Origin of the sequence: Gardnerella sp. DNF01204 (assembly GCF_049244145.1) — a bacterium.
GTDB classification, from domain to species: Bacteria; Actinomycetota; Actinomycetes; order Actinomycetales; family Bifidobacteriaceae; genus Bifidobacterium; species Bifidobacterium vaginale.
Genome location: NZ_CP058379.1, coordinates 432,489 through 451,463 on the forward strand (window position 1 = coordinate 432,489; position 18,975 = coordinate 451,463).

Sequence of the window (18,975 nt, forward strand, 5' to 3'; positions counted from 1 at the left end):
TAATTTTTAGTATGCTAGATGTATGCATTGTCCTTTTTGTAAGAATTCCGATACTAAGGTTATCGATACGCGAATTAGTGAAGATGGATATTCGATTCGTCGCAGACGTGAATGCCAGATGTGTGGAAACCGCTTTACGACAGTTGAAACTACTCAACTGCTTGTTATGAAACGATCTGGTTCAATTGAGCCATTCGACCGAGCAAAGGTGGTTGCTGGTGTAGGAAAAGCTTGTCAGGGTAGACCTATAGACTCTGAAGCTTTAAAGACGTTGGGAATGGAAGTTGAAGCTGATTTGCGTGCTCGCGGATTAGCGCAAGTTACATCTGAAGAAGTTGGAAAAGCAATATTGAAACCATTGCGAGAACTGGATGAGGTAGCTTATCTTCGTTTTGCTAGTGTATATCAGAACTTCGCTGGCTTGAAAGATTTTGAACAAGCCATTGAGGATCTTAAAAAGAGTAAGCAATAACCCTTCTTGTTTGAACCATATATTTCAATAGGTCAAACAATGTACTAGGTTATTCGGGTTTAGTGTTTTTGTGTTTATTTTGAAAAATCAGCATCATCTTGTGTGCGCAAGATGACTAATCGCTGTGTTGGTCTTGTCATAGCAACGTACAGATTTGCTGCTGCTGTAAGCATAGATGCTGCTTCTTGTTCTATTTTAGAAGGTTGCATCAGAATTACGGCATCGTATTCTAATCCTTTAACGTCTTCAGGCGTGCAAACGCTAATCTGACTATCGTCTGAATTCTGTTGAAGTATGCGATTGTATTCTTTATCGGAAAGATTTTTACGAAGAGTATCTTTAACGATTTTATCAGTATGGTCTAATAGTTCATTAGGAACTATTATCGCTACGCGACCACTTCCATCTTCTGATACGAATTCTTTAAACAAATCAATGCAATATTTTGAAAGTGTTCTATCTAGTTCATCTTGATGCTTAAGTGTATGGGTAACAAGAGAATCAGGAACAGATCGTACAGCATTAACTGTGGAAATGTACAATCCAGAGTTGTTTGCCACTTTTCCTGCAGCATCTGAAACTTCTTTAGGGTTACGATAATTAATGGTCAACTCGTAAAGATCCCAGTTTGCATCTCCAAACAGTGAGCTCATATTCTTTTGCCAATGATGCGTTCCACCTAAAGCGGATGTTTGAGCAACATCACCAACGATTGTAAATGATCTAGAAGGGCAGCGACGGATTAGCATTCGCCAATCCATTGCTGTAAGCTCTTGAGCTTCATCTACAACCACATGACCATAAGTCCACTCTCTATCTGACGCAGCAAGATTGGCTACAATGCTTGTATCGTCACCTTGAATGTTCTCTATGAGCATATCTGCGGTGACGATTCCATTTCCAATGCCATTTTGAGCAAGTGTTTCAGAAGCGTATTGCTGCTCTTCGAGCTTTTTGCGAGCATTTGCAGCATTTTGTGCCTCAACTTTTGGATCTGCACCTAGAAGCTCCATAGCCTCATCAAGAAGCGGTATATCAGAGCGAGTTAGAGGACTACCTTTTGGTCTAGTTAATACACAAATATCGTCTTCACTTAACCAAGGAGCATATATGCGAAGTTGTTCAGGTTTAGAAAACAGCTGGTCAATAAGCCACGTGGCAGTCATAGGGAGCCAAGCAAGATTCAGAGTAATCTTAAGTTTCTCTTCCATACGAAGCTGAGATGTAATATCGGATATTTCAGACTGCGAAGGAGTGTAATCTAACTGTTCTAGGTATCTATTTCTAAGTGAACTTATAACTGACTTTACGAAGGTTTTGCGAGCCTGATTATGAGGTTGGTGTGTTCGTTGAGCATCTGATTGTGCAAGCTCAATATCCTCTCTTTTGAGTTGTACAGCAAACCCGTTTATGCGTAGCGTTGGTAAATCTTTAGGAACACGTATTCTTGCACAAACAGCGTTCTGAATAACGTTTTTCATGCGATACATTCCCTTAAGCTTTGCCGCATGTGGAGTATCTTCTGCAACAGCATGAACATTTGGGATCAAATCAGAAATTGTTCTACTTACAACACCAGTTTCACCCAAAGAAGGCAAAACTTGATCTATGTATCTTAAGAATGCCGAGCTTGGTCCTACAATCAGAACGCCTGATTTTTCAAGCTTTCTACGATGTGTATAAAGAAGATATGCTGCCCTGTGCAATGCTACTGCGGTTTTGCCAGTACCAGGCCCACCTTGTACAACAATAGTATGGTCAAGAGGAGCGCGAATAATGCGGTCTTGTTCAGCTTGAATAGTTGCAACAATATCCGTCATTTTTCCAGTTCTACGAGAACCTAGTGAAGCTAGTAAAGCACCTTCGCCTGTTAGAGTTCCCTGCTTAGAAGCCTTGTTTACCTCGTCTGCATGAATATCAAGAATCTCGTCTTCAACTCCAACAACCTCGCGGAATTTAAGAGTTATATGCCTACGCATAACGATGTTTCCATGGTGACGTGGCGTTGCCTCATAGAATGGTCGCGCAGCTTCTGCTCGCCAATCTGTAAGAATAGGATCGTGATTTTCACTGAGTAGACCAATCCTACCTATGTAGTGTCTTGTTCCTTCGCGATCATCAAGTCTTCCAAACACAAGTCTGTCTTCTACGGCTCTAAGTTGAGTTAACCGATCCTCATACATTGTTGCAAATGAATCACGTTCGGTGCGCTGAGTAGGAGAACCGTGTGATCCTGCAGCTCGTACAGCGTCAAGTCTTGTACGAACCGTAGAACGCAAGTCATCCAAGCGTCCGTAAGCGCAATCAACTGCTTGTTGTTCTTCGCTAAGTTGTGAGGAGTACGTAGACATTTGTGTCCGTTCTTCTTAAATGTTGAGCTAAAAACTAGGCGTTTAAGTATATCTCGAGGCTTATACACGGTATTTTCTAAGAAAGTTTTTGCGATGAATGCATAAAGTGGCACTTTTATGAAAAAAATATTATTTTTTTATAAAAAAGTGGGGATTTTTGGTGAGGAATGGGGTAAAATGGTGAACGATGTGCAAGTGGCATATTGCATGTTGAAAAGGAGGTGGAGTTATGGCTCGTAATAATGCGGATGATAATGCGCAGAATAAAGCCAATTCCTCCTTTATGCATGCTCAAAATCTCTCTGACAGTGATTCACAAAATATTGCTCAAGCTAATGCTCAGGGAATGCATATGCCAATGCAAAATCCTCAAGCGTACGCTCAGCCTTATTATGTGATGCCACAGATGTATCAGCCACAGCAGATTCCGCCAATGCAGCAGATTCCTTTTGCGCAACCCATTAACCAGGCTCCATATTCGGCTTTTAATTCCACTCCTTTACCGAATAATGAAGATTCTCGTGGTAATGGCATAAGCAATCAGAATCAGCAACAGAATCAAACCCCAATTCTTCTTGGTACATATGCTCCAAAAATTGATGGAAAAGGTCGTGTAGCTTTACCAGCGAAATTTAGATCTCAATTAGGGAATGGTTTTGTTATGGCGCGTGGTCAGGAACGTTGCGTATACGTACTGCCAATGCAAGAGTTTCAACGTATTACAACGCAGATTCAGCGCACATCTATGAGCAATAAGTCTGCAAGAGACTATTTGCGAGTGTTTCTTTCTGGCGCTGTAGATCAAGAACCAGATAAGCAGGGACGCATAGTAGTTCCACCAATGTTAAGAGATTACGCAAATCTTGGAGACGAGATTGTTGTAATTGGTGTTGGCACTCGCGCAGAAATATGGAATAAGTCTGCTTGGAACAAATACCTTGCAGATCGTGAGCAAGATTATGCAGATATTGCAGATGATGTTCTTCCGGCGGTGATCCAATGAAAGGTGATCCGATGAAGGACTTATCTACAATACACGCACCAGTATTGCTCGACGATTGTGTAAATCTAGTATCTCCAGCGTTAAACCACAAGAATTCTGTTGTTGTGGATTGCACGCTGGGTCTTGCTGGTCATGCAACAGCTTTTCTTAAAGCGGCTCCTCTTGCAACGCTTGTAGGCATAGATAGAGATGGCGAAGCTCTTGAGCTAGCTACGAAAAGAATGCGTGAAGAAGGATTAGACGAACGTTTTATTCCAGTACATGCAGCATTTGATGAAGTCGACAAAGTTCTTGAAGATTTAGCAATCTACCATATTGATGCAGCATTTATGGATTTGGGACTTTCTAGCTTGCAAATAGACGAAGAAGATAGAGGATTCTCATATTCTCACAACACTGCATTAGATATGAGGATGGACACTACACAAAGCATAACAGCTGCGACTATTCTCGCGACTTATGATTCGCATAAGCTTGCGAATATTTTCCGAGAATATGGTCAAGAGCGTTTTTCTGGTCCAATAGCTCGCAAAATTGTTCAAGTTCGTGAAGAGACTCCGATTACCACATCTGGTCAGCTGGTTGAATTAGTTGATAACGTCATTCCTCGTTCTCATCGTGCTCCAGGAAACCCAGCTAAGAGAGTTTTCCAAGCTCTTCGCATTGAGGTTAATGGAGAATTAGACAAACTTGCTAGGACACTACCAAAGTTGGCTCTGCGTTTAAATCAAGGTGGCAGGATTGTTGTTGAATCTTATCATTCGCTAGAAGATATTGCGGTTAAAAGATTCATGAACAATGGCTTAGAAGTAGATGTTCCAGCGAATATGCCTATTGTTCCAGCAGATGCACAGCCTTTCTTTAAGGCGCTAACTAGAGGAGCTGTAAAAGCATCTAAGGAAGAAATAGCAAATAATACTAGGTCTTCGTCTGTTCGCTTGCGTGCAGTGGAACTGATTCGAGATATTCCAGAACGTTGGATTAAGGAATTTGAATCTATTTCTAGAGGTATTGAAGAATCATCTAATTCTTCGACTATACGATTTGCACATAAAAAAGGGGGTAGGTTCTAATGATTAAACCATTAAAAAACCGTGCTCCTGGATTGTCTACTGTTACTGCAACAGCAGCTCCTGCAGGTCGTGTAAAAGAAAAAGTTGTTGGAGATTCAAGGAAAAATCGTGTTCTAAAATCCCTTCCATTGGTATTTAGCGCATCAGACCGCAGATCTTACACAGTAATGAACCGCTTGCATAAGGTTATAGAGTGGAGCAATACTCGTAAAGCGCCTCTTTTTAATGTGATTATCGTTGTTTTGTTCTTAGTAATCACTCCTACAACATCTCTATTGTTGCGCACAAAAATGGCAGAAATATCTTTTGAACAGGCTGCTACACAATCGAGTATTTCTAGGCTTCGTCAAGATGTAGAAACAGCGCAAACAAAATTAGATACTTTAGAGGCGGATCTTCCAGCAAAAGCGCAAACGATGGGAATGGTTCCGCAGCAAGGTGCAATAACCGTTGATTTAAGCGATTATGCAAATAAAAAGAAAGCTGAAAAAGCAATGCTTGATGCTAAGAAAGCTCAAACACAGGCTAGTTCTAAGAATCAAAAGTCGCAGCCCAAACAGCAGGCGCATGATTCACAACAATCTAAACAACAATCTAAACAACAAAAACCAAAGGATAAGGAGAAACATTGATGAGCCGCCAAATCAAGCAACGTTTCGCCAAATATTCAGGCAAAGTTAATGGAGTTGTTAATTCTATTAAAGACAAAGTTAATAGAACAAGCAATTCCAGTGGATTTTCAAAAACCAGTAAGTCTCTAAAAGATGGTATTAGTCGCGTTTTTAGCTTACTGAAGCTGATTAAAAGAAAATCGCAATTTACAAGGTTTAAAAAGGCCAGCACATACAATGCGAATTCTTATGAGGCTTACGGATCCTATAATCGGTCTGCTGCTAATAAGACTGCTGCGATGAATAGCACAGTTTTTGCAAAGAAGTGCGTAATTGTTGCAATTATTTTTGCGTTTGTTGCAACATGTGCAATAGTAAAACTTAGTTTTATACAGCTTATTAATGCTCGTTCTACTGCTCAGGCGGCTCAAGCAGAACGTATTAGGACAAAACCAATTCTTGCTAGAAGAGGTCGTATTTTAGATACAAACGGTTCAGTTCTTGCTCAAAGTGTTGAAAGATACAATATAATTGCTGATCCTATGAATGCGCAGGCGTTTAAACCTACTCCTTGCACAAAACAAACTGCTGGTAATTGTCATTCGATTAATGGTAAGGATGTTGAAGGTACTGGTGCCGTGGCGGTGGCACGTCTTTTAGCTCCAATTCTTCATATGAGCTCTGTTGAAATCGGCGGAAAGATTTCTGGATTGGGTCGTTACGCAGTTATCAAGAGGAATGTGAAGCCTTCTGTTAAGCGTGCAATTGACAAACTCAACCTTTCTGGTTGTGTTTATGCAGAAAACAGTAGTGAACGAGTGTATTCAAGTGGTCCTATTTTGGGTGCCCTAATTGGTTCTGTCAAAGATGCCGAAGAAAGCTCTAGACCAGAGGCAAAGGGTAGAAGAGGCGAAATAGGTGAATCTGGATTAGAGCTTTCGCAAGATAAAGTTTTAACTGGTACAGATGGATATCAAAAGTATCAGGGAAACAATGTTGGAAATGAGAAAATTCCTGGCACTGTTAGCGAATATAAAGATGCTGTAAATGGTAATGACATAAAGTTAACCATTGACAGCGATGTAGATTGGTACGTTAAAAAAGTTCTTCTTGACGGAATGAAGCAGTACAAAGCTGGATGGGGAATTGCTGTTGTTCAGGATATTCGCACTGGTGAGATTCTTGCGTTAGAAGATACTGACGATATTAAAGCTGGTTCTTCAGCTGCTAGAGCATCTGTTTCTAAAGCGGTTAGCCAGATCTTTGAGCCAGGTTCTATAGGCAAAGTGTTTGCCATGGCTGGAATGGTTCAATCTGGTGCGCGTCAACTCAGCGACAAATTCTCAGTTCCAGGGACAATAGACAAACAAGGTCAGGTTTTCCATGATTCTCACAGTCATGGTATTGAACGTTTAACATTAGCTGGAATTTTAAAGGAATCTTCTAATGTTGGCATGATTTTAGCTGGCGAAAAATATCCTAATAACAAGCGTTATGAGTTTTTGTCTAAGTTTGGAATTGGGCAATATACTGGTTTAGGTTTACAAGGTGAATCTCCTGGTCTTCTTCCAAGCGTACAAGCATGGGATGGTCGTAAGCAAAACACTGTTTTGTTTGGTCAGGGTTATGCCACTAACGCTTTGCAAATTACTAATGCTATTGCGACTATTGCGAACAAGGGTGTAAGGCTCCAACAGTCAATAATCAAATCTGTAATAGATCCTCATGGACGTGTTTCAGAGCACAAGAGACCTCAGGCAACTCGCGTTTTGGATGAACATGTAGCATCGCAAATGTTGAATGCTATGGAAAGCACAGCGGAATCTTACAAGAACTTTATATCAATTAATGGATACCGTGTTGCTGCTAAGAGTGGTACTGCAGAAGTAGCGGGATTCGGTGGAGGATTAAGTTCTATCGTTGCAGATTGTGCTGGAGTCATTCCTGTGGATAATCCACGATTTGCTATTACAGTGGCATTAAGTAATCCTCAGGGAACTTTCGGCGTTGTTGCAGCAGCACCTCTTTTGAAAGCAATTGGAGAATTCTTGATGCAAAAGTATGATGTTCCAGTTTCTACTCCTCGTAGCAACCCTATTGCTGTAGAATGGTGATATACAACAAATAAGGGCGAGTGCGAGTATGAATGCTGTTGATGAATTTTCCAGAACCAGAGTGACGCTTGGTTTTGCTGCTGAACAGTATGGTTTTGAGGTAATTCCTTCCTTTGCATCTGGTGTGACTATTACATCATTAGCTTGTGATGTTAGAAGTGTTAAACCAGGTTGTCTTTTTGTTCCTTCATCTCGAGTAGATAAGAGACAATTAGAGGCTGCTAGAGATGCTGGAGCGTATGCTGCAATGGTTCCTCCAGAGTTTAGATCTGAAGCAATGAGTGTAGGCATTCCTCTACTGGTATCTTCTAATAATCCAATAACTCTCGGTAAGTTAGCTTGTGATGTTAATTGCGATCCGTCATCTTTTATAGCAACTTTTGCAGTTGCTGGAGATAGTGATGATGAGATTTATGCAAATGTTATACGTTTGGCTGATTTTCTTCATATGCTCGGCAATCCAGTCGGTATTATTAGTGCAGCTGGGTCTAGCTCTCTTCAAAGAGAGCTAGATTTAGAGTATCCTATGGGAATAATTGATATACAGCATAACTTGTCTGTGTGTGTAGAAGATGGCGCTGCAGCTGTTGTAATAGCATTAAATTCTGCAACTCTTAGTAAAGATGCATTGCAGTCTGTTAACGTTGATGTTCTTGGAGTTGAAAGCAATAATGCTCTAGCAATGGCTGGAAGCCTTGACTTATATGCAAGCGACTCTTCTTATTCTGATTCTTACTCTAATACTTCAAAATTTGATAGTCATGCAAATCATGCAGATGATAATGCAGATAATCATTCATATAATAAAAAGAAGTATGATTCTGATACTACATTAAATCAGAATTCAAAATCGCAGCAAAAAGTCGAATCACTTAATTCCGATAGTGAATCTCATAGTGAATCCGATAGTGTATCTGATATTTCTTCTTCTAGAACTTCTGCTAATAAATCTGATAAACCTTACGACAATAGTTTTATCAAAAATCAAAATGATGATTCCGCTATAGATGAAGAAAGTATGAAGTCCGCTCGACCAGTAATAAGTTTTTATACTCTTCAACAACGTTATGGGTTTGTAAGTCATGAAAGATCTTATTGCGTTATGCGTTCTCGTGAATCAGATGAGTTAGCTGCTTTAGCAGATCAGATTGGTGGTAAGGATGTTCACAAACATCTTTCTCTTTCAATAGCTATGGTTCTTGCAGCTGGAGTTAGAAGAGGAACTATTAAAAGCGCGTTACGAGTGTCTCATGAATTAAAGTAGTGTTAATTAAAGTAGTGTTCAGAAACGTGTTGATGATTAATAGATTTGTTGCAAAGCAAATGAAACCAATGTTGGGAAAATAACGAGGTTATGATGCAAAATAAGACTTTGGGCAATAATACAACGACCAATAATATGCGTATGATGCCTATGAGTGTTAAAGAAGTAGCTGCTGCGGTTAATGGCAGACTTTTTATAGGTGGTTGTTTAGTAAAAGAAAACCACAGTGTTACTTCTGAGAAATTTTGCATAACAGATAATGATGTTGTTATTTCAGATAATGATGTTGTTATTTATGCAACAAGTGATTCTCGTAAAGTTGTGGATTCTTCCATATTTGTAGCAATACCAGGCGATCGTGTTGATGGTCATGATTTTGTTCAAAAAGCTGCAGAACTTGGTGCAAAAATCGCAATAGTGGAGCATTTTGTAAAGTTAGATGAGTCTAATAATAGTAAAATTGCTCAAATAGTTGTTGAAAATTCGGTTGAAGCTCTTGGACTTTTAGCAAAACACAATCTTGAGCGTCGCCGCGCGTTAAATACACCGTTTAGTATTATCGGCATAACTGGTTCAGTAGGAAAAACCACTACAAAAGATATGCTCAAGGCTCTTCTTTCAACGCTCGGTAACACTGTTGCGCCAATTGGATCTTTTAATAATGAAATTGGTTTGCCGTTAACATCTTTGCAAGTAAATGAAAACACGAGATTCCTTATTGCAGAAATGGGAGCAAATCATGTTGGCGAAATCGCAAAACTAACCACAATAGCTCCTCCTGATTTAGCTGTTGTATTGAAGGTGGGTGTTGCGCATTTAGGTGAGTTTGGTTCTGTAGAAAGAATTGCTCAGGCAAAAAGTGAGATTGTTAGAGGTCTTGTTGCACACGGAATAGCAATTTTAAATGCTGATGATTTTCGAGTATCTGCAATGCGTTCTTTAGCTGATCAAGATAAATTGCGTTGGTTTGGTAAAAACAGCAATACGGAAGGTGATTTTGACGCATCTAACAATGGCAATTACCAATTGTCTGCAAGTGATATTTCATTAGATGAAATGGGTTGTGCAGAATTTGTTCTTAATGAGAAGAATGAGGATAAGTCTAAAAACTCAGTTAGAGTCCATCTTGCTATACAGGGACAGCATAATGTTATGAATGCAATGGCTGCTTCTAATGTGGCAAGATATTTTGGAATGAATCTTGATAGTATTGCTAAAGTTTTGCATGAAGTTTCGCATATTAGTCCGCATAGAATGCAGCTTTCTAAAATTTCTAACAATAATAATGTTTTTACGCTTATTGACGATTCATTCAATGCAAATCCTGATTCCATGAAGGCTGGAATTGATGGATTGTGTTCTTATGAAAATCATGACTTACATGATTTAAACGTTAATACTGAAGAAGATCTAACAAGTAAAAAGAATAATATTTTTAGAATAGCAGTTCTTGGATCTATGTTAGAGCTTGGTTCTAATGAGAATAATATGCATGAATCAATAGGCGAATATGTTGCAAAGCATAATATTGATGCACTAATAGCTGTTGGTTCTAAATTTGATAAAAAATTAGATGAACTAGCTGGTTGCATTTATAAAGGTGCTAAAGATAATTGGCAGAATAAGAGCCTTGATGTTGAAAATGGCGTATATTTTGTTCATGATTGCACTGAGGCGGATAACGTTGTGTGGAATCTTGTGGCCGCGCATTCGAGTAGTGTTGTGTTATTGAAAGGGTCTCATGCTTCGGGCTTGAGCGTGTTAGCTGAACGCTGGTCTAAACTTAATGAGAGTCTTAGTGAACATACGGAGGTTAACCTGTGATTGCGCTTATCGTGGGAATCGTGGTATCGCTGATTGTTACTATTGTCGGTACGCCGCTTTTAATCCGCTTAGTACACCGTTTAAATTACGGTCAGTACATTCGTCAGGACGGTCCACAATCTCATTTAGTTAAACGTGGAACTCCTACAATGGGAGGTGTTGTTATAAACTTTGCTGTTGTAGTTGGTTGGGCTGCTTCTGCTCTTTACAGATACTTCTCTGTTGGACGTACTCCATCCTGGTCTGCGGTTCTTGTGCTTTTTGCAATGCTTTCTATGGGTTTTCTTGGGTTCATTGATGACTTTGCAAAGGTTCGTAAAAAACAGAATCTTGGTCTTTCGGTTCGTGCAAAGCTGATTGGTCAAATTATTTTTGCAAGCATTTACGCACTTTTGGCTCTAATGCTACCAACTCAGTCTGGTATTGCTAGTGCTCAGGCTGGTATGAGCTTTATTGAAAAACCATTTCTTGATTTTTCAATGTTTGGGCAAGTCGTAGGAATTGTGGTTTTTATTATTTGGGTTAACTTCTTGATGGCGGCTTGGTCTAATGCTGTAAATCTTACAGATGGTTTAGATGGTTTAGCTTCTGGCTCTTCAATGATTGCTTTTGCTGGTTACGCTATGATTGCGTTCTGGGAAAGTTACCACGTTAAAGGTGGCGGTCATTTTGGTTTCTCGTACGCAGTATCTGACCCTCTTGATTTGACTATTATTGCTGTTTGTGCAGCTGTTGCCTGCTTTGGATTCTTATGGTACAACGCAAATCCTGCTCAGGTATTTATGGGAGATACGGGATCATTGGCATTAGGTGGTCTTTTTGCTGCTCTTTCGATAGCTACTCATACCGAGTTTCTAGCTGTTATTTTGGGCGGATTATTTGTTATAGAAGCATGTAGTGATGTAATTCAGGTTGGATGTTTTAAGCTTACGCATAAGCGAGTGTTTAAAATGGCTCCTATACACCATCATTTTGAGCTTGTTGGCTGGGCGGAAGGTAAAGTCGTTGTTCGTTTTTGGATGATTGAGCTTATGTTTGTACTTTCTGCATTGATGATGTTTTATGCGGATTGGGCTGGTCATTCTGGGTTACTGATTTAACGATTAGTTCTGACTTAACGATTAGCATTGACTTAGTAATTGAGTATCTACTTGGTAATTGGTGAGGGTTAAATAAATATGAGCAGCGTTGCAGAAGATTGTTTGCTTAGGGAATTGTCGTTCCACAAGAAGTTCCCATTCAATAATGTTCTTGTGGCGGGTCTTGGTGTTTCTGGCATTGGTGCTGTAGAAGTGCTTAAATCCGTTGGTGCTACAGCGATTACTGCAGATGAGCGTAAGGAAGAGGCTCAGGTACACGATTTTTCCAAGATTGATTGGGATAATATAGATGCTGTTGTAACATCTCCTGTTTTTAATCCTCGTACACCTTTTATTCTAGAAGCGCAGAAGCGTAATATTCCAGTTATTAGTGAAGTGGAGCTTGCTTGGCTTGTTCGTGTAAACTCAGATAAAACCAATAATCCTGCACCTTGGGTTGGAATCACTGGTACGAATGGAAAAACTTCCACTACAGAGATGACTTCCGAAATGCTAACTGCTTGTGGTTTTGATGCTCCTGCAGTAGGAAATATTGGAAAATCGGTTTCTCACGCTGCTATGGAATCAGAACATGATGTTTTGTGTGTAGAATTAAGCTCTTTCCAGCTTCATTTTACTAATTCGATGAGATTAGATTGTGCAGCTATTACTAATATTGCTGCGGATCATTTAGATTGGCACGGTGGGATTGAAGCTTACGCAAAAGACAAGTCTAAAGTTTTTAATGGGGTTAAAAAGGCTCTTGTTTATAATGCTCAGGATTCTAGAGTAAGTGAACTTGCAGCTAACGCTCAAGTAGAAGATGGTTGTAAGAAAATTGGCTTTACACTTGAACCTCCAGAATCTGGAGAAATAGGTGTTGAAAATGGTTGGATTGTAGATAAGAGTGGTGTTGCTGGCGGAAAAGTTGGAGATCCAGTTAAATTAGTGGAGCTAAGGGATCTTAAGCATTTATGCGAACCAGACGGAAGCGTATATCCTCATCTTCTTGCAGATGCTTTGACTGCTTTAGCTCTTACATTAGGGTTGAATCCAGATGTTGAAAATGCTGTAAAAGCTTTGTGTAACTTTGCTCCAGGAGGTCACAGGATTCAAACTGTTGCAACTTTAAATGCTGACGATAATCTTCCTGAACACTCGATTCGTTTTGTAGATGATTCAAAGGCTACTAACGCTCACGCTGCAGCAGCATCTATTTCTAGTTTTGGTAAAAAATCTGTAATTTGGATCGCTGGGGGGCTTGCAAAAGGCGGTTGTTTTGAAGATCTAGTTAAAGATAATAGAAGTATTATAAAGGCTGCTGTTGTGATTGGTGTAGATCAAAAACCGATTATAGAAGCTCTTAATGCTAATGGAAAAGATATTCCAGTAACTATTGTTTCTCCAGATGGAACAGGTTGTGAATCTTTTGATTATGCGGATGATTCTGTTCTTAAAAAAGTGGAAAACGATAAGACTATTAGCCCAGATCCTTCTCTAGGTCAAAAAGTTATTTCTACAGCAGTTGATGCTGCCGGACGCTATGCAAAACAAGGAGATGTTGTGTTGCTGGCTCCAGCGTGTGCATCAATGGATCAGTTTGTGTCTTATGCGGATCGCGGATCTCGTTTTGCTAAAGAATCTGAGCGATGGGTTAATAGTCATGAACGTGAATAGCAAAAAATCTAATCCTAACAATGCTAATAAAAAGCCTTTGCGATTGTTTTCTTCTAGTAAAAAACAGCGTTCTACTAAATCGTCAAGAGCGTATGAAACTTTTAATGAAAACAGTCATGCTTTTAAACAATACGTTGGTATTCGTAGCATATTTAACCCATTATGGTGTTTGTATGGTTTAAGAATATCTGTTGCAATGCTTTCTGTTTTCGGCTTATTTATGGTTTTTTCAAGTTCCTCAGTGACTATGATTACTTATGGAGCAGGTCCTTGGGGTTCTGGAATAAGTCAATTGATTTATTGCATTATTGGATTTATTGGTTATTTGATTGTTTCTCGTCTTCCAGTCGATTTCTATAAAAGTAAGATTATTGTTATTTACGCAATATCTGTTTTTATGCAATTTTTGACTTTTGTGCCAGGAATTAGACATGAGGTTAATGGTAATGCTAGCTGGATTAAAATAGGTCCTTTTACAATGCAGCCCGCAGAAATAACCAAGTTAGCTATATGTATTTGGCTTCCTATGGCTCTTGTACTGGCTAAAAAAGCTTATGAGCGTGTTCAAATGCGCGCATACATTCCGTCTGTAGTGGCTCTCGGAGTTTCATTGCTTCTTGTTGTTGCTGGTAAAGATCTTGGTACTGCGTTGATTATTCTTCTTATAGCCGTAGTCGCATTTTATATAGGAGGATTCCCTACAAAGTGGCTCGTTATCGCTCTTATATCTGCATCTGCAGCTGTTTTATTGTTGGTTGTTACTAGTCAAAATCGTATGAGGCGTATTCTTGCGACTATCCATGGTTGTGATGCTAAGTCTATAAAAGGCGTGTGCTTCCAAGCTATTCATGCGCAATATGCTATGGCTTCTGGTGGTCTTATGGGTGTTGGCATAGGTAATTCTCGAGAAAAATGGAATTATTTACCTTATGCTCATAATGATTTTATTTTTGCGATTATCGGCGAAGAAATGGGATTTTTTGTAGCGTCTTGTGTGATTCTTCTTTATATTGTTATTGGATGGTGTTTGTTAACTTCCGCATTGCAATCTCATAGTAAGTTTGTTTCGATATCTCTTATAAGTATTGCTACATGGATTGTAGGTCAGGGTTTAATAAACATATTGGTTGTGGTTCAAGTTCTTCCTGTTATGGGTGTTCCTATGCCGTTTATTTCTGCTGGTGGTTCGTCTTTAGTTATGTGCTTGTTGAGTATTGGTGTTGCGGACTGTTTTATTAGAAGTAACCCTTATATTAAGCCTAGTGTTAATAGCAGTATTAAGTCAGTTTCTAGTGAGGATGACAATAAACGTTAAAGTCTGGTTATTGTCTAATTGTTTAGTCTTAGATTAAAGTTTTAGATTAGGTTAGAAATTATTATAATTAGTGGTTTTAGATTGATTTAAATTTATTTTAGATTCACTCTAGCTCGAATGTAGGTGGTTTATATGGAAGATGTGAACTCTGATTCCTCTGTCGATAATGTCGATGAAGATTCTTTGCATGTTGTTTTAGCAGGGGGCGGAACAGCAGGTCATGTTAATCCTCTTCTTTCTGTAGCTAGCGCGTTAAAAGATTTAGATGAATCTGTAAAAATTAGTGTTATTGGAACTAATGTTGGATTAGAAAAGACTCTTGTTCCACAAACTGGTTTACCGCTTGATGTCATTGAGAAAGTTCCTTTTCCTAGAAAACCTAATTTATACATGTTTAAGTTTCCTTTTAAATGGGTTCGTGAAAAGAATAAGGTTCGTGAAATACTGAAAAAAAGACGCGCTGATGTTGTTGTTGGTTTTGGTGGTTATGCTTCTGCTCCTGTTTATTCGCAAGCTCACAGCATGAGATTGCCTATTGTTATTCATGAGCAGAATGCTCGTGCTGGAATGGCAAATAAACTTGGTGCGCGTTGGGCTAACATGATTGGTTGTGTTTATGATGGCACTGGTTTGTGCTCAAAATTAGGTTCGTGCACAAAAGCGTTACGAGTCGGTTTGCCTCTTAGAAAAGCGATATCTGATTTATGCGCACAAATTACACAAGATTCTGATTTAGCTAGGATAGAAGGTGCTAAAAAGCTTGGATTAGATCCAAGTAGACCTATTGTACTTGTTACAGGTGGGTCTTTAGGTGCTAAAAGTTTGAACGATTCTGTTTCTATTGCTGCTGGCGATTTGCTTAAGTGTGCTCAAATAGTTCATCTTACGGGTTCTGGAAAGTCTAAAGAAGTTAAAGATAATGTTGCGCGAGTGGCTGGTCTTAATCAAATAAACGACGTTAAGCCAGAGCATGCAGGTTTAGGTGATTATCATATTTGTGAATATTTGGAGAGGATCGACTGGGCTTTTGCTTGTGCAGACTTGGTGATTTGTAGGTCTGGCGCTGGTACTGTTGCAGAAATATCTGCTATTGGTCTTCCTGCAATTTACGTTCCGCTGCCGATTGGTAATGGTGAGCAGCGTTTTAACGCACAGCCTGTTGTGGATGCAGGAGGAGCGATTATGGTTAGCGATTCTGATTTTACTGTTGATTGGATTCGTGACAATGTGTTGGAATTGCTTGACAATACAAATCGTCTTGAACAAATGCGTGAAAAATCTTGGAAATATGGCATTCGTGATGCTGCGAGTGTAATGGCAAAATATATTCTTGATATTGCAAAAGAAAGCAGAAGATAATTATGGATATTAATATGAATCCTATGCGCTCAGCATTTGAAGCAGACCAGACTATATCTTCGTTAGGCTCTGTTCACTTTATTGGAATAGGCGGAGCTGGAATGAGCGTTTTGGCAGAAATGCTACACGAAGAAGGGGTGGAAGTAAGTGGATGTGATTGTCAAGAAAATGACCACACAAGACGCTTAGAAGAACTTGGAATAAATGTAAAAATAGGTCAAAGTGCAAGTCATATAAAAAATTCCGATATTCTTGTGTATTCTAGCGCGATTAAGCCGAGTAATCCTGAAATTATTGCTGCTTATCAAAATGGTGTGAAACTTGTACACAGAAGCGACATCTTATCCTTGCTTTTAAGTGCTAAAAGGGGAGTAACTGTTGCTGGAGCGCATGGCAAAACTACAACAAGCTCACTTTTAGCACATATTTTGCGAGTTTGTGGTAAAGGTGATCTAGCAGACCCGAGTTATGCGATTGGTGGATCTATTCAAGCACAAGATGGTGGTGAAATAGACGGAGGGCATGCTGGCAGCGGAATCGTTATGGTTGCAGAGGCGGATGAATCCGACGGCAGCTTTGAAAAATATAATCCGTATATTGCAATTGTTACAAATGTTGAAGCGGATCATTTGGATCATTATGGAAATGCGCAAAATTATCGCTCGGCTTTTGTTGAACATTTAAGCCATGCTCTTGGGCATATTGTGATTTGTGCAGATGATGATGGCGCTCGTGCCGTTTTAGATGCTTTAAGCGATGATTCTCTTAAAAAAACAATCGTTTACACAAGTAATAAAGATAATGTTTCTTTGCTGAATGATCGAGTGAAAAGTTTTGTAAAATTTGCCTTTATTGAGCATGAAAGTGAAAAAACGGGTAGCGGAAGTGAATCGTTTGTTATTGAATTTAATGGCGATTTTATAGATGTTAATCTTATAATTCCAGGATTGCATAATGCTAGGAACGCATGTGCTGCTATTATTGCTGCGATGCTTTTAGGCATGAGCCCTAAAGATGCGGCAGATGGTGCTTCTAGTTTCCGTGGGGCTTCTAGGCGATTCGATATTCGTGGGTGTGTTAATGGAGTAACGGTTGTAGACGATTACGCGCATCATCCTACGGAAATAGATGCTCTTTTGCGCGCTGCAAGAAGAAGATATCCGAATGCTAGTATTCGTGTTCTTTTCCAGCCGCATCTGTTTTCTAGAACTCGCTCTTTTGCGCATGAATTTGCATCTGCATTATCTCTTGCAGATGACGTGATCGTCACTGGAATTTTCCCAGCTAGAGAAAAACAGGAAGATTTCCCAGATATTCACGCGTCAACTATTGTTGATGTAGCTAGGAAAGATGATATTACATCTAATATCGAGGCAGTGGAAGATATGCGTGAAGGTGCTCTAAAATTGGCTAGTCGAGCAAAAAATGGCGATGTTCTGTTTACTGTTGGAGCAGGAAGTATCACAGCTATGACATCTGTTATGCTTGAAGCATTGAGTTACAAAAGTTTGTGAGTTTATAAGAGTTTATAAAATTTTAAAGCAGATAAAAGTCGTAAGCTGATTTAAGAGGTAGTGTATGGGGCGTGTGATTTTTAGCAAGTCTGAAGGTCGTACTGTATCTAGTACGACTGGAAACGATGCGGAAAATCGTAACCTGATTTCTAAAAAATCATTGCGCAAAAAAGGTAGAACAGCAAAATCGAATTTAACTACATCTGATAGTTCTATTGAGTTTGTTACATCTTCCGTGCCTACAACTGCATCTAAATCTTCTGCGTCTTCTGTAACTGCAGAGTTTTCTGTATCGGGTGAATCTACAAAAAATAATGCTTCTAAGAACACTTTTGTAGATGCTAGGAGACTTTCTGTAGTTGATTTTGTAAAACAGACTTTGCGTTCAACCGCTGGGCCATTAGGTATTGTTTCTAGGCCTAAAGTTATAGATTTCAGTGCTAGAGAAAAAGAAAAAAAGTTCGCTAGTTTACGTACGATTCTGTTGAGATTTCTCTATAGTTTTCTGATAATTGCATCTATAACATTGCTATGTTGGGTTCTATTCTTTTCTCCTGTATTTAGACTTAAGTCTAAAAATATTAGTATTTTTGGCTCTAACGAATGGGTTAGTGAGCAAAAAATTTCGTCTATTGCATCTAATCAGGTAAATAAATCGCTGTTTTTAGTGTCATCTCAAGAAATAATTGAGCAACTTAATAACATACCTGGTGTTACAGAAGCTAAGGTTTCAAAAAAATTCCCTCAAGGATTGCAAATAACGGTTAGAGCGCAAAAGCCTGCTGCGATACTTAAATCTCACGGTAGTGAAAAATTAACAGCTGTTGACGTTAAAGGTAGAGTTCTTAATGCAGTTGAAAATGTTCCTACTACAGGAATTCCAGTTATTGAAGTTACAGACGTTCACAAGAGTTTGAGCAGTAAGGCTGTACGTGAGGCGTTGAAAATTGTAAGTTCTTTGTCTGAAGATTTTCGTTCACATGTAATGCGAGTTAGTGCCAGAACTCAGGATTCTGTTGAAACTGAGATTTCTTCCACTGTTTCTAACGTAGAAATTCATCGTGTAATTGTTTGGGGTGATTCTTCAGATTTAGATCTTAAAAAGGCGATTGTAGACGTGATTATCAATGATCCTAGCAAAATTGGAAACAGGCAACGTCTTGATGTTTCTGCTCCCGCGAGACCTATTTTAAAGTAGTTCGTTTAAGCGGATCTTATTTAAGCGTATTTTAATTGTCAAGCAAAGATGTATAATAGTAATTCGTGTGTGCCAACGGTGCGCCTTATGTTATAGGTGTTCTCGTTGGGATATCCCAAGT

At 39.2% G+C, this 18,975-nt stretch carries 14 protein-coding genes; 13 read left to right on the forward strand and 1 reads right to left on the reverse strand.

From position 1 onward, the window contains the following. Nucleotides 1-22 precede the first annotated feature (22 nt). Complete coding sequence (nrdR, locus tag HXT46_RS01630; RefSeq protein ID WP_004116911.1) at nt 23-472, forward strand: transcriptional regulator NrdR; 450 nt, start codon at nt 23-25, stop codon at nt 470-472. A 74-nt stretch (nt 473-546) separates the two neighbouring features. Here the strand turns inward: nrdR and HXT46_RS01635 are convergent, their stop codons facing one another. Next, complete coding sequence (locus tag HXT46_RS01635; RefSeq protein ID WP_075038508.1) at nt 547-2,823, reverse strand: HelD family protein; 2,277 nt, start codon at nt 2,821-2,823, stop codon at nt 547-549. Between the two features lie 229 nt (nt 2,824-3,052). Between HXT46_RS01635 and mraZ the strand changes: the two genes are divergently transcribed. The 12 genes from mraZ to HXT46_RS01695 all read left to right on the forward strand — a co-directional run bounded on the left by mraZ (nt 3,053) and on the right by HXT46_RS01695 (nt 18,854). After that, nucleotides 3,053-3,826: a division/cell wall cluster transcriptional repressor MraZ gene (mraZ, locus tag HXT46_RS01640; protein WP_421786167.1), complete on the forward strand. Its 774-nt coding sequence runs from the start codon at nt 3,053-3,055 to the stop codon at nt 3,824-3,826. Nucleotides 3,827-3,837: 11 nt separating this feature from the next. Continuing rightward, on the forward strand, nt 3,838-4,899 hold the full coding sequence (gene rsmH, locus HXT46_RS01645; protein ID WP_004122310.1) for a 16S rRNA (cytosine(1402)-N(4))-methyltransferase RsmH: 1,062 nt from the start codon (nt 3,838-3,840) through the stop codon (nt 4,897-4,899). Continuing rightward, on the forward strand, nt 4,899-5,531 hold the full coding sequence (locus tag HXT46_RS01650) for a hypothetical protein (RefSeq protein ID WP_004112281.1): 633 nt from the start codon (nt 4,899-4,901) through the stop codon (nt 5,529-5,531). Before rsmH ends, HXT46_RS01650 begins: the two co-directional genes overlap by 1 nt. Next, nucleotides 5,531-7,624, forward strand: a complete 2,094-nt coding sequence (locus HXT46_RS01655) for a peptidoglycan D,D-transpeptidase FtsI family protein (protein ID WP_004112286.1) — start codon at nt 5,531-5,533, stop codon at nt 7,622-7,624. Before HXT46_RS01650 ends, HXT46_RS01655 begins: the two co-directional genes overlap by 1 nt. 28 nt (nt 7,625-7,652) lie before the next feature. Further along, complete coding sequence (locus HXT46_RS01660; protein WP_421786169.1) at nt 7,653-8,888, forward strand: UDP-N-acetylmuramyl peptide synthase; 1,236 nt, start codon at nt 7,653-7,655, stop codon at nt 8,886-8,888. Nucleotides 8,889-8,981: 93 nt separating this feature from the next. Continuing rightward, complete coding sequence (locus HXT46_RS01665; protein WP_009994548.1) at nt 8,982-10,712, forward strand: UDP-N-acetylmuramoyl-tripeptide--D-alanyl-D-alanine ligase; 1,731 nt, start codon at nt 8,982-8,984, stop codon at nt 10,710-10,712. Continuing rightward, entirely contained in the window at nt 10,709-11,812 is a 1,104-nt protein-coding gene (mraY, locus tag HXT46_RS01670) for a phospho-N-acetylmuramoyl-pentapeptide-transferase (RefSeq protein WP_421786171.1), read from the forward strand. Before HXT46_RS01665 ends, mraY begins: the two co-directional genes overlap by 4 nt. A 78-nt stretch (nt 11,813-11,890) precedes the next feature. Continuing rightward, complete coding sequence (murD, locus tag HXT46_RS01675; RefSeq protein ID WP_009994543.1) at nt 11,891-13,468, forward strand: UDP-N-acetylmuramoyl-L-alanine--D-glutamate ligase; 1,578 nt, start codon at nt 11,891-11,893, stop codon at nt 13,466-13,468. Beyond that, entirely contained in the window at nt 13,455-14,783 is a 1,329-nt protein-coding gene (locus tag HXT46_RS01680; RefSeq protein WP_009994541.1) for an FtsW/RodA/SpoVE family cell cycle protein, read from the forward strand. Before murD ends, HXT46_RS01680 begins: the two co-directional genes overlap by 14 nt. Nucleotides 14,784-14,915: 132 nt before the next feature. Further along, nucleotides 14,916-16,142: a UDP-N-acetylglucosamine--N-acetylmuramyl-(pentapeptide) pyrophosphoryl-undecaprenol N-acetylglucosamine transferase gene (locus tag HXT46_RS01685; protein ID WP_415697128.1), complete on the forward strand. Its 1,227-nt coding sequence runs from the start codon at nt 14,916-14,918 to the stop codon at nt 16,140-16,142. Between the two features lie 2 nt (nt 16,143-16,144). Next, nucleotides 16,145-17,656, forward strand: coding sequence for a UDP-N-acetylmuramate--L-alanine ligase (gene murC / locus HXT46_RS01690; RefSeq protein ID WP_004112295.1), 1,512 nt, complete (start codon nt 16,145-16,147; stop codon nt 17,654-17,656). A gap of 64 nt (nt 17,657-17,720) precedes the next feature. Further along, nucleotides 17,721-18,854 (forward strand): cell division protein FtsQ/DivIB, encoded by a 1,134-nt coding sequence (locus tag HXT46_RS01695; protein WP_004575091.1) that lies wholly within the window; start codon nt 17,721-17,723, stop codon nt 18,852-18,854. The last annotated feature ends 121 nt before the right edge of the window (nt 18,855-18,975 follow it).

Bases quoted from the DNA above. Each gene is read 5' to 3' on its own strand.
- nrdR (WP_004116911.1), top strand. From the start codon at position 23: ATGCATTGTCCTTTTTGTAAGAATTCCGATACTAAGGTTATCGATACG.
- HXT46_RS01635 (WP_075038508.1), bottom strand. From the start codon at position 2,823: ATGTCTACGTACTCCTCACAACTTAGCGAAGAACAACAAGCAGTTGAT.
- mraZ (WP_421786167.1), top strand. From the start codon at position 3,053: ATGGCTCGTAATAATGCGGATGATAATGCGCAGAATAAAGCCAATTCC.
- rsmH (WP_004122310.1), top strand. From the start codon at position 3,838: ATGAAGGACTTATCTACAATACACGCACCAGTATTGCTCGACGATTGT.
- HXT46_RS01650 (WP_004112281.1), top strand. From the start codon at position 4,899: ATGATTAAACCATTAAAAAACCGTGCTCCTGGATTGTCTACTGTTACT.
- HXT46_RS01655 (WP_004112286.1), top strand. From the start codon at position 5,531: ATGAGCCGCCAAATCAAGCAACGTTTCGCCAAATATTCAGGCAAAGTT.
- HXT46_RS01660 (WP_421786169.1), top strand. From the start codon at position 7,653: ATGAATGCTGTTGATGAATTTTCCAGAACCAGAGTGACGCTTGGTTTT.
- HXT46_RS01665 (WP_009994548.1), top strand. From the start codon at position 8,982: ATGCAAAATAAGACTTTGGGCAATAATACAACGACCAATAATATGCGT.
- murD (WP_009994543.1), top strand. From the start codon at position 11,891: ATGAGCAGCGTTGCAGAAGATTGTTTGCTTAGGGAATTGTCGTTCCAC.
- HXT46_RS01680 (WP_009994541.1), top strand. From the start codon at position 13,455: ATGAACGTGAATAGCAAAAAATCTAATCCTAACAATGCTAATAAAAAG.
- HXT46_RS01685 (WP_415697128.1), top strand. From the start codon at position 14,916: ATGGAAGATGTGAACTCTGATTCCTCTGTCGATAATGTCGATGAAGAT.
- murC (WP_004112295.1), top strand. From the start codon at position 16,145: ATGGATATTAATATGAATCCTATGCGCTCAGCATTTGAAGCAGACCAG.
- HXT46_RS01695 (WP_004575091.1), top strand. From the start codon at position 17,721: ATGGGGCGTGTGATTTTTAGCAAGTCTGAAGGTCGTACTGTATCTAGT.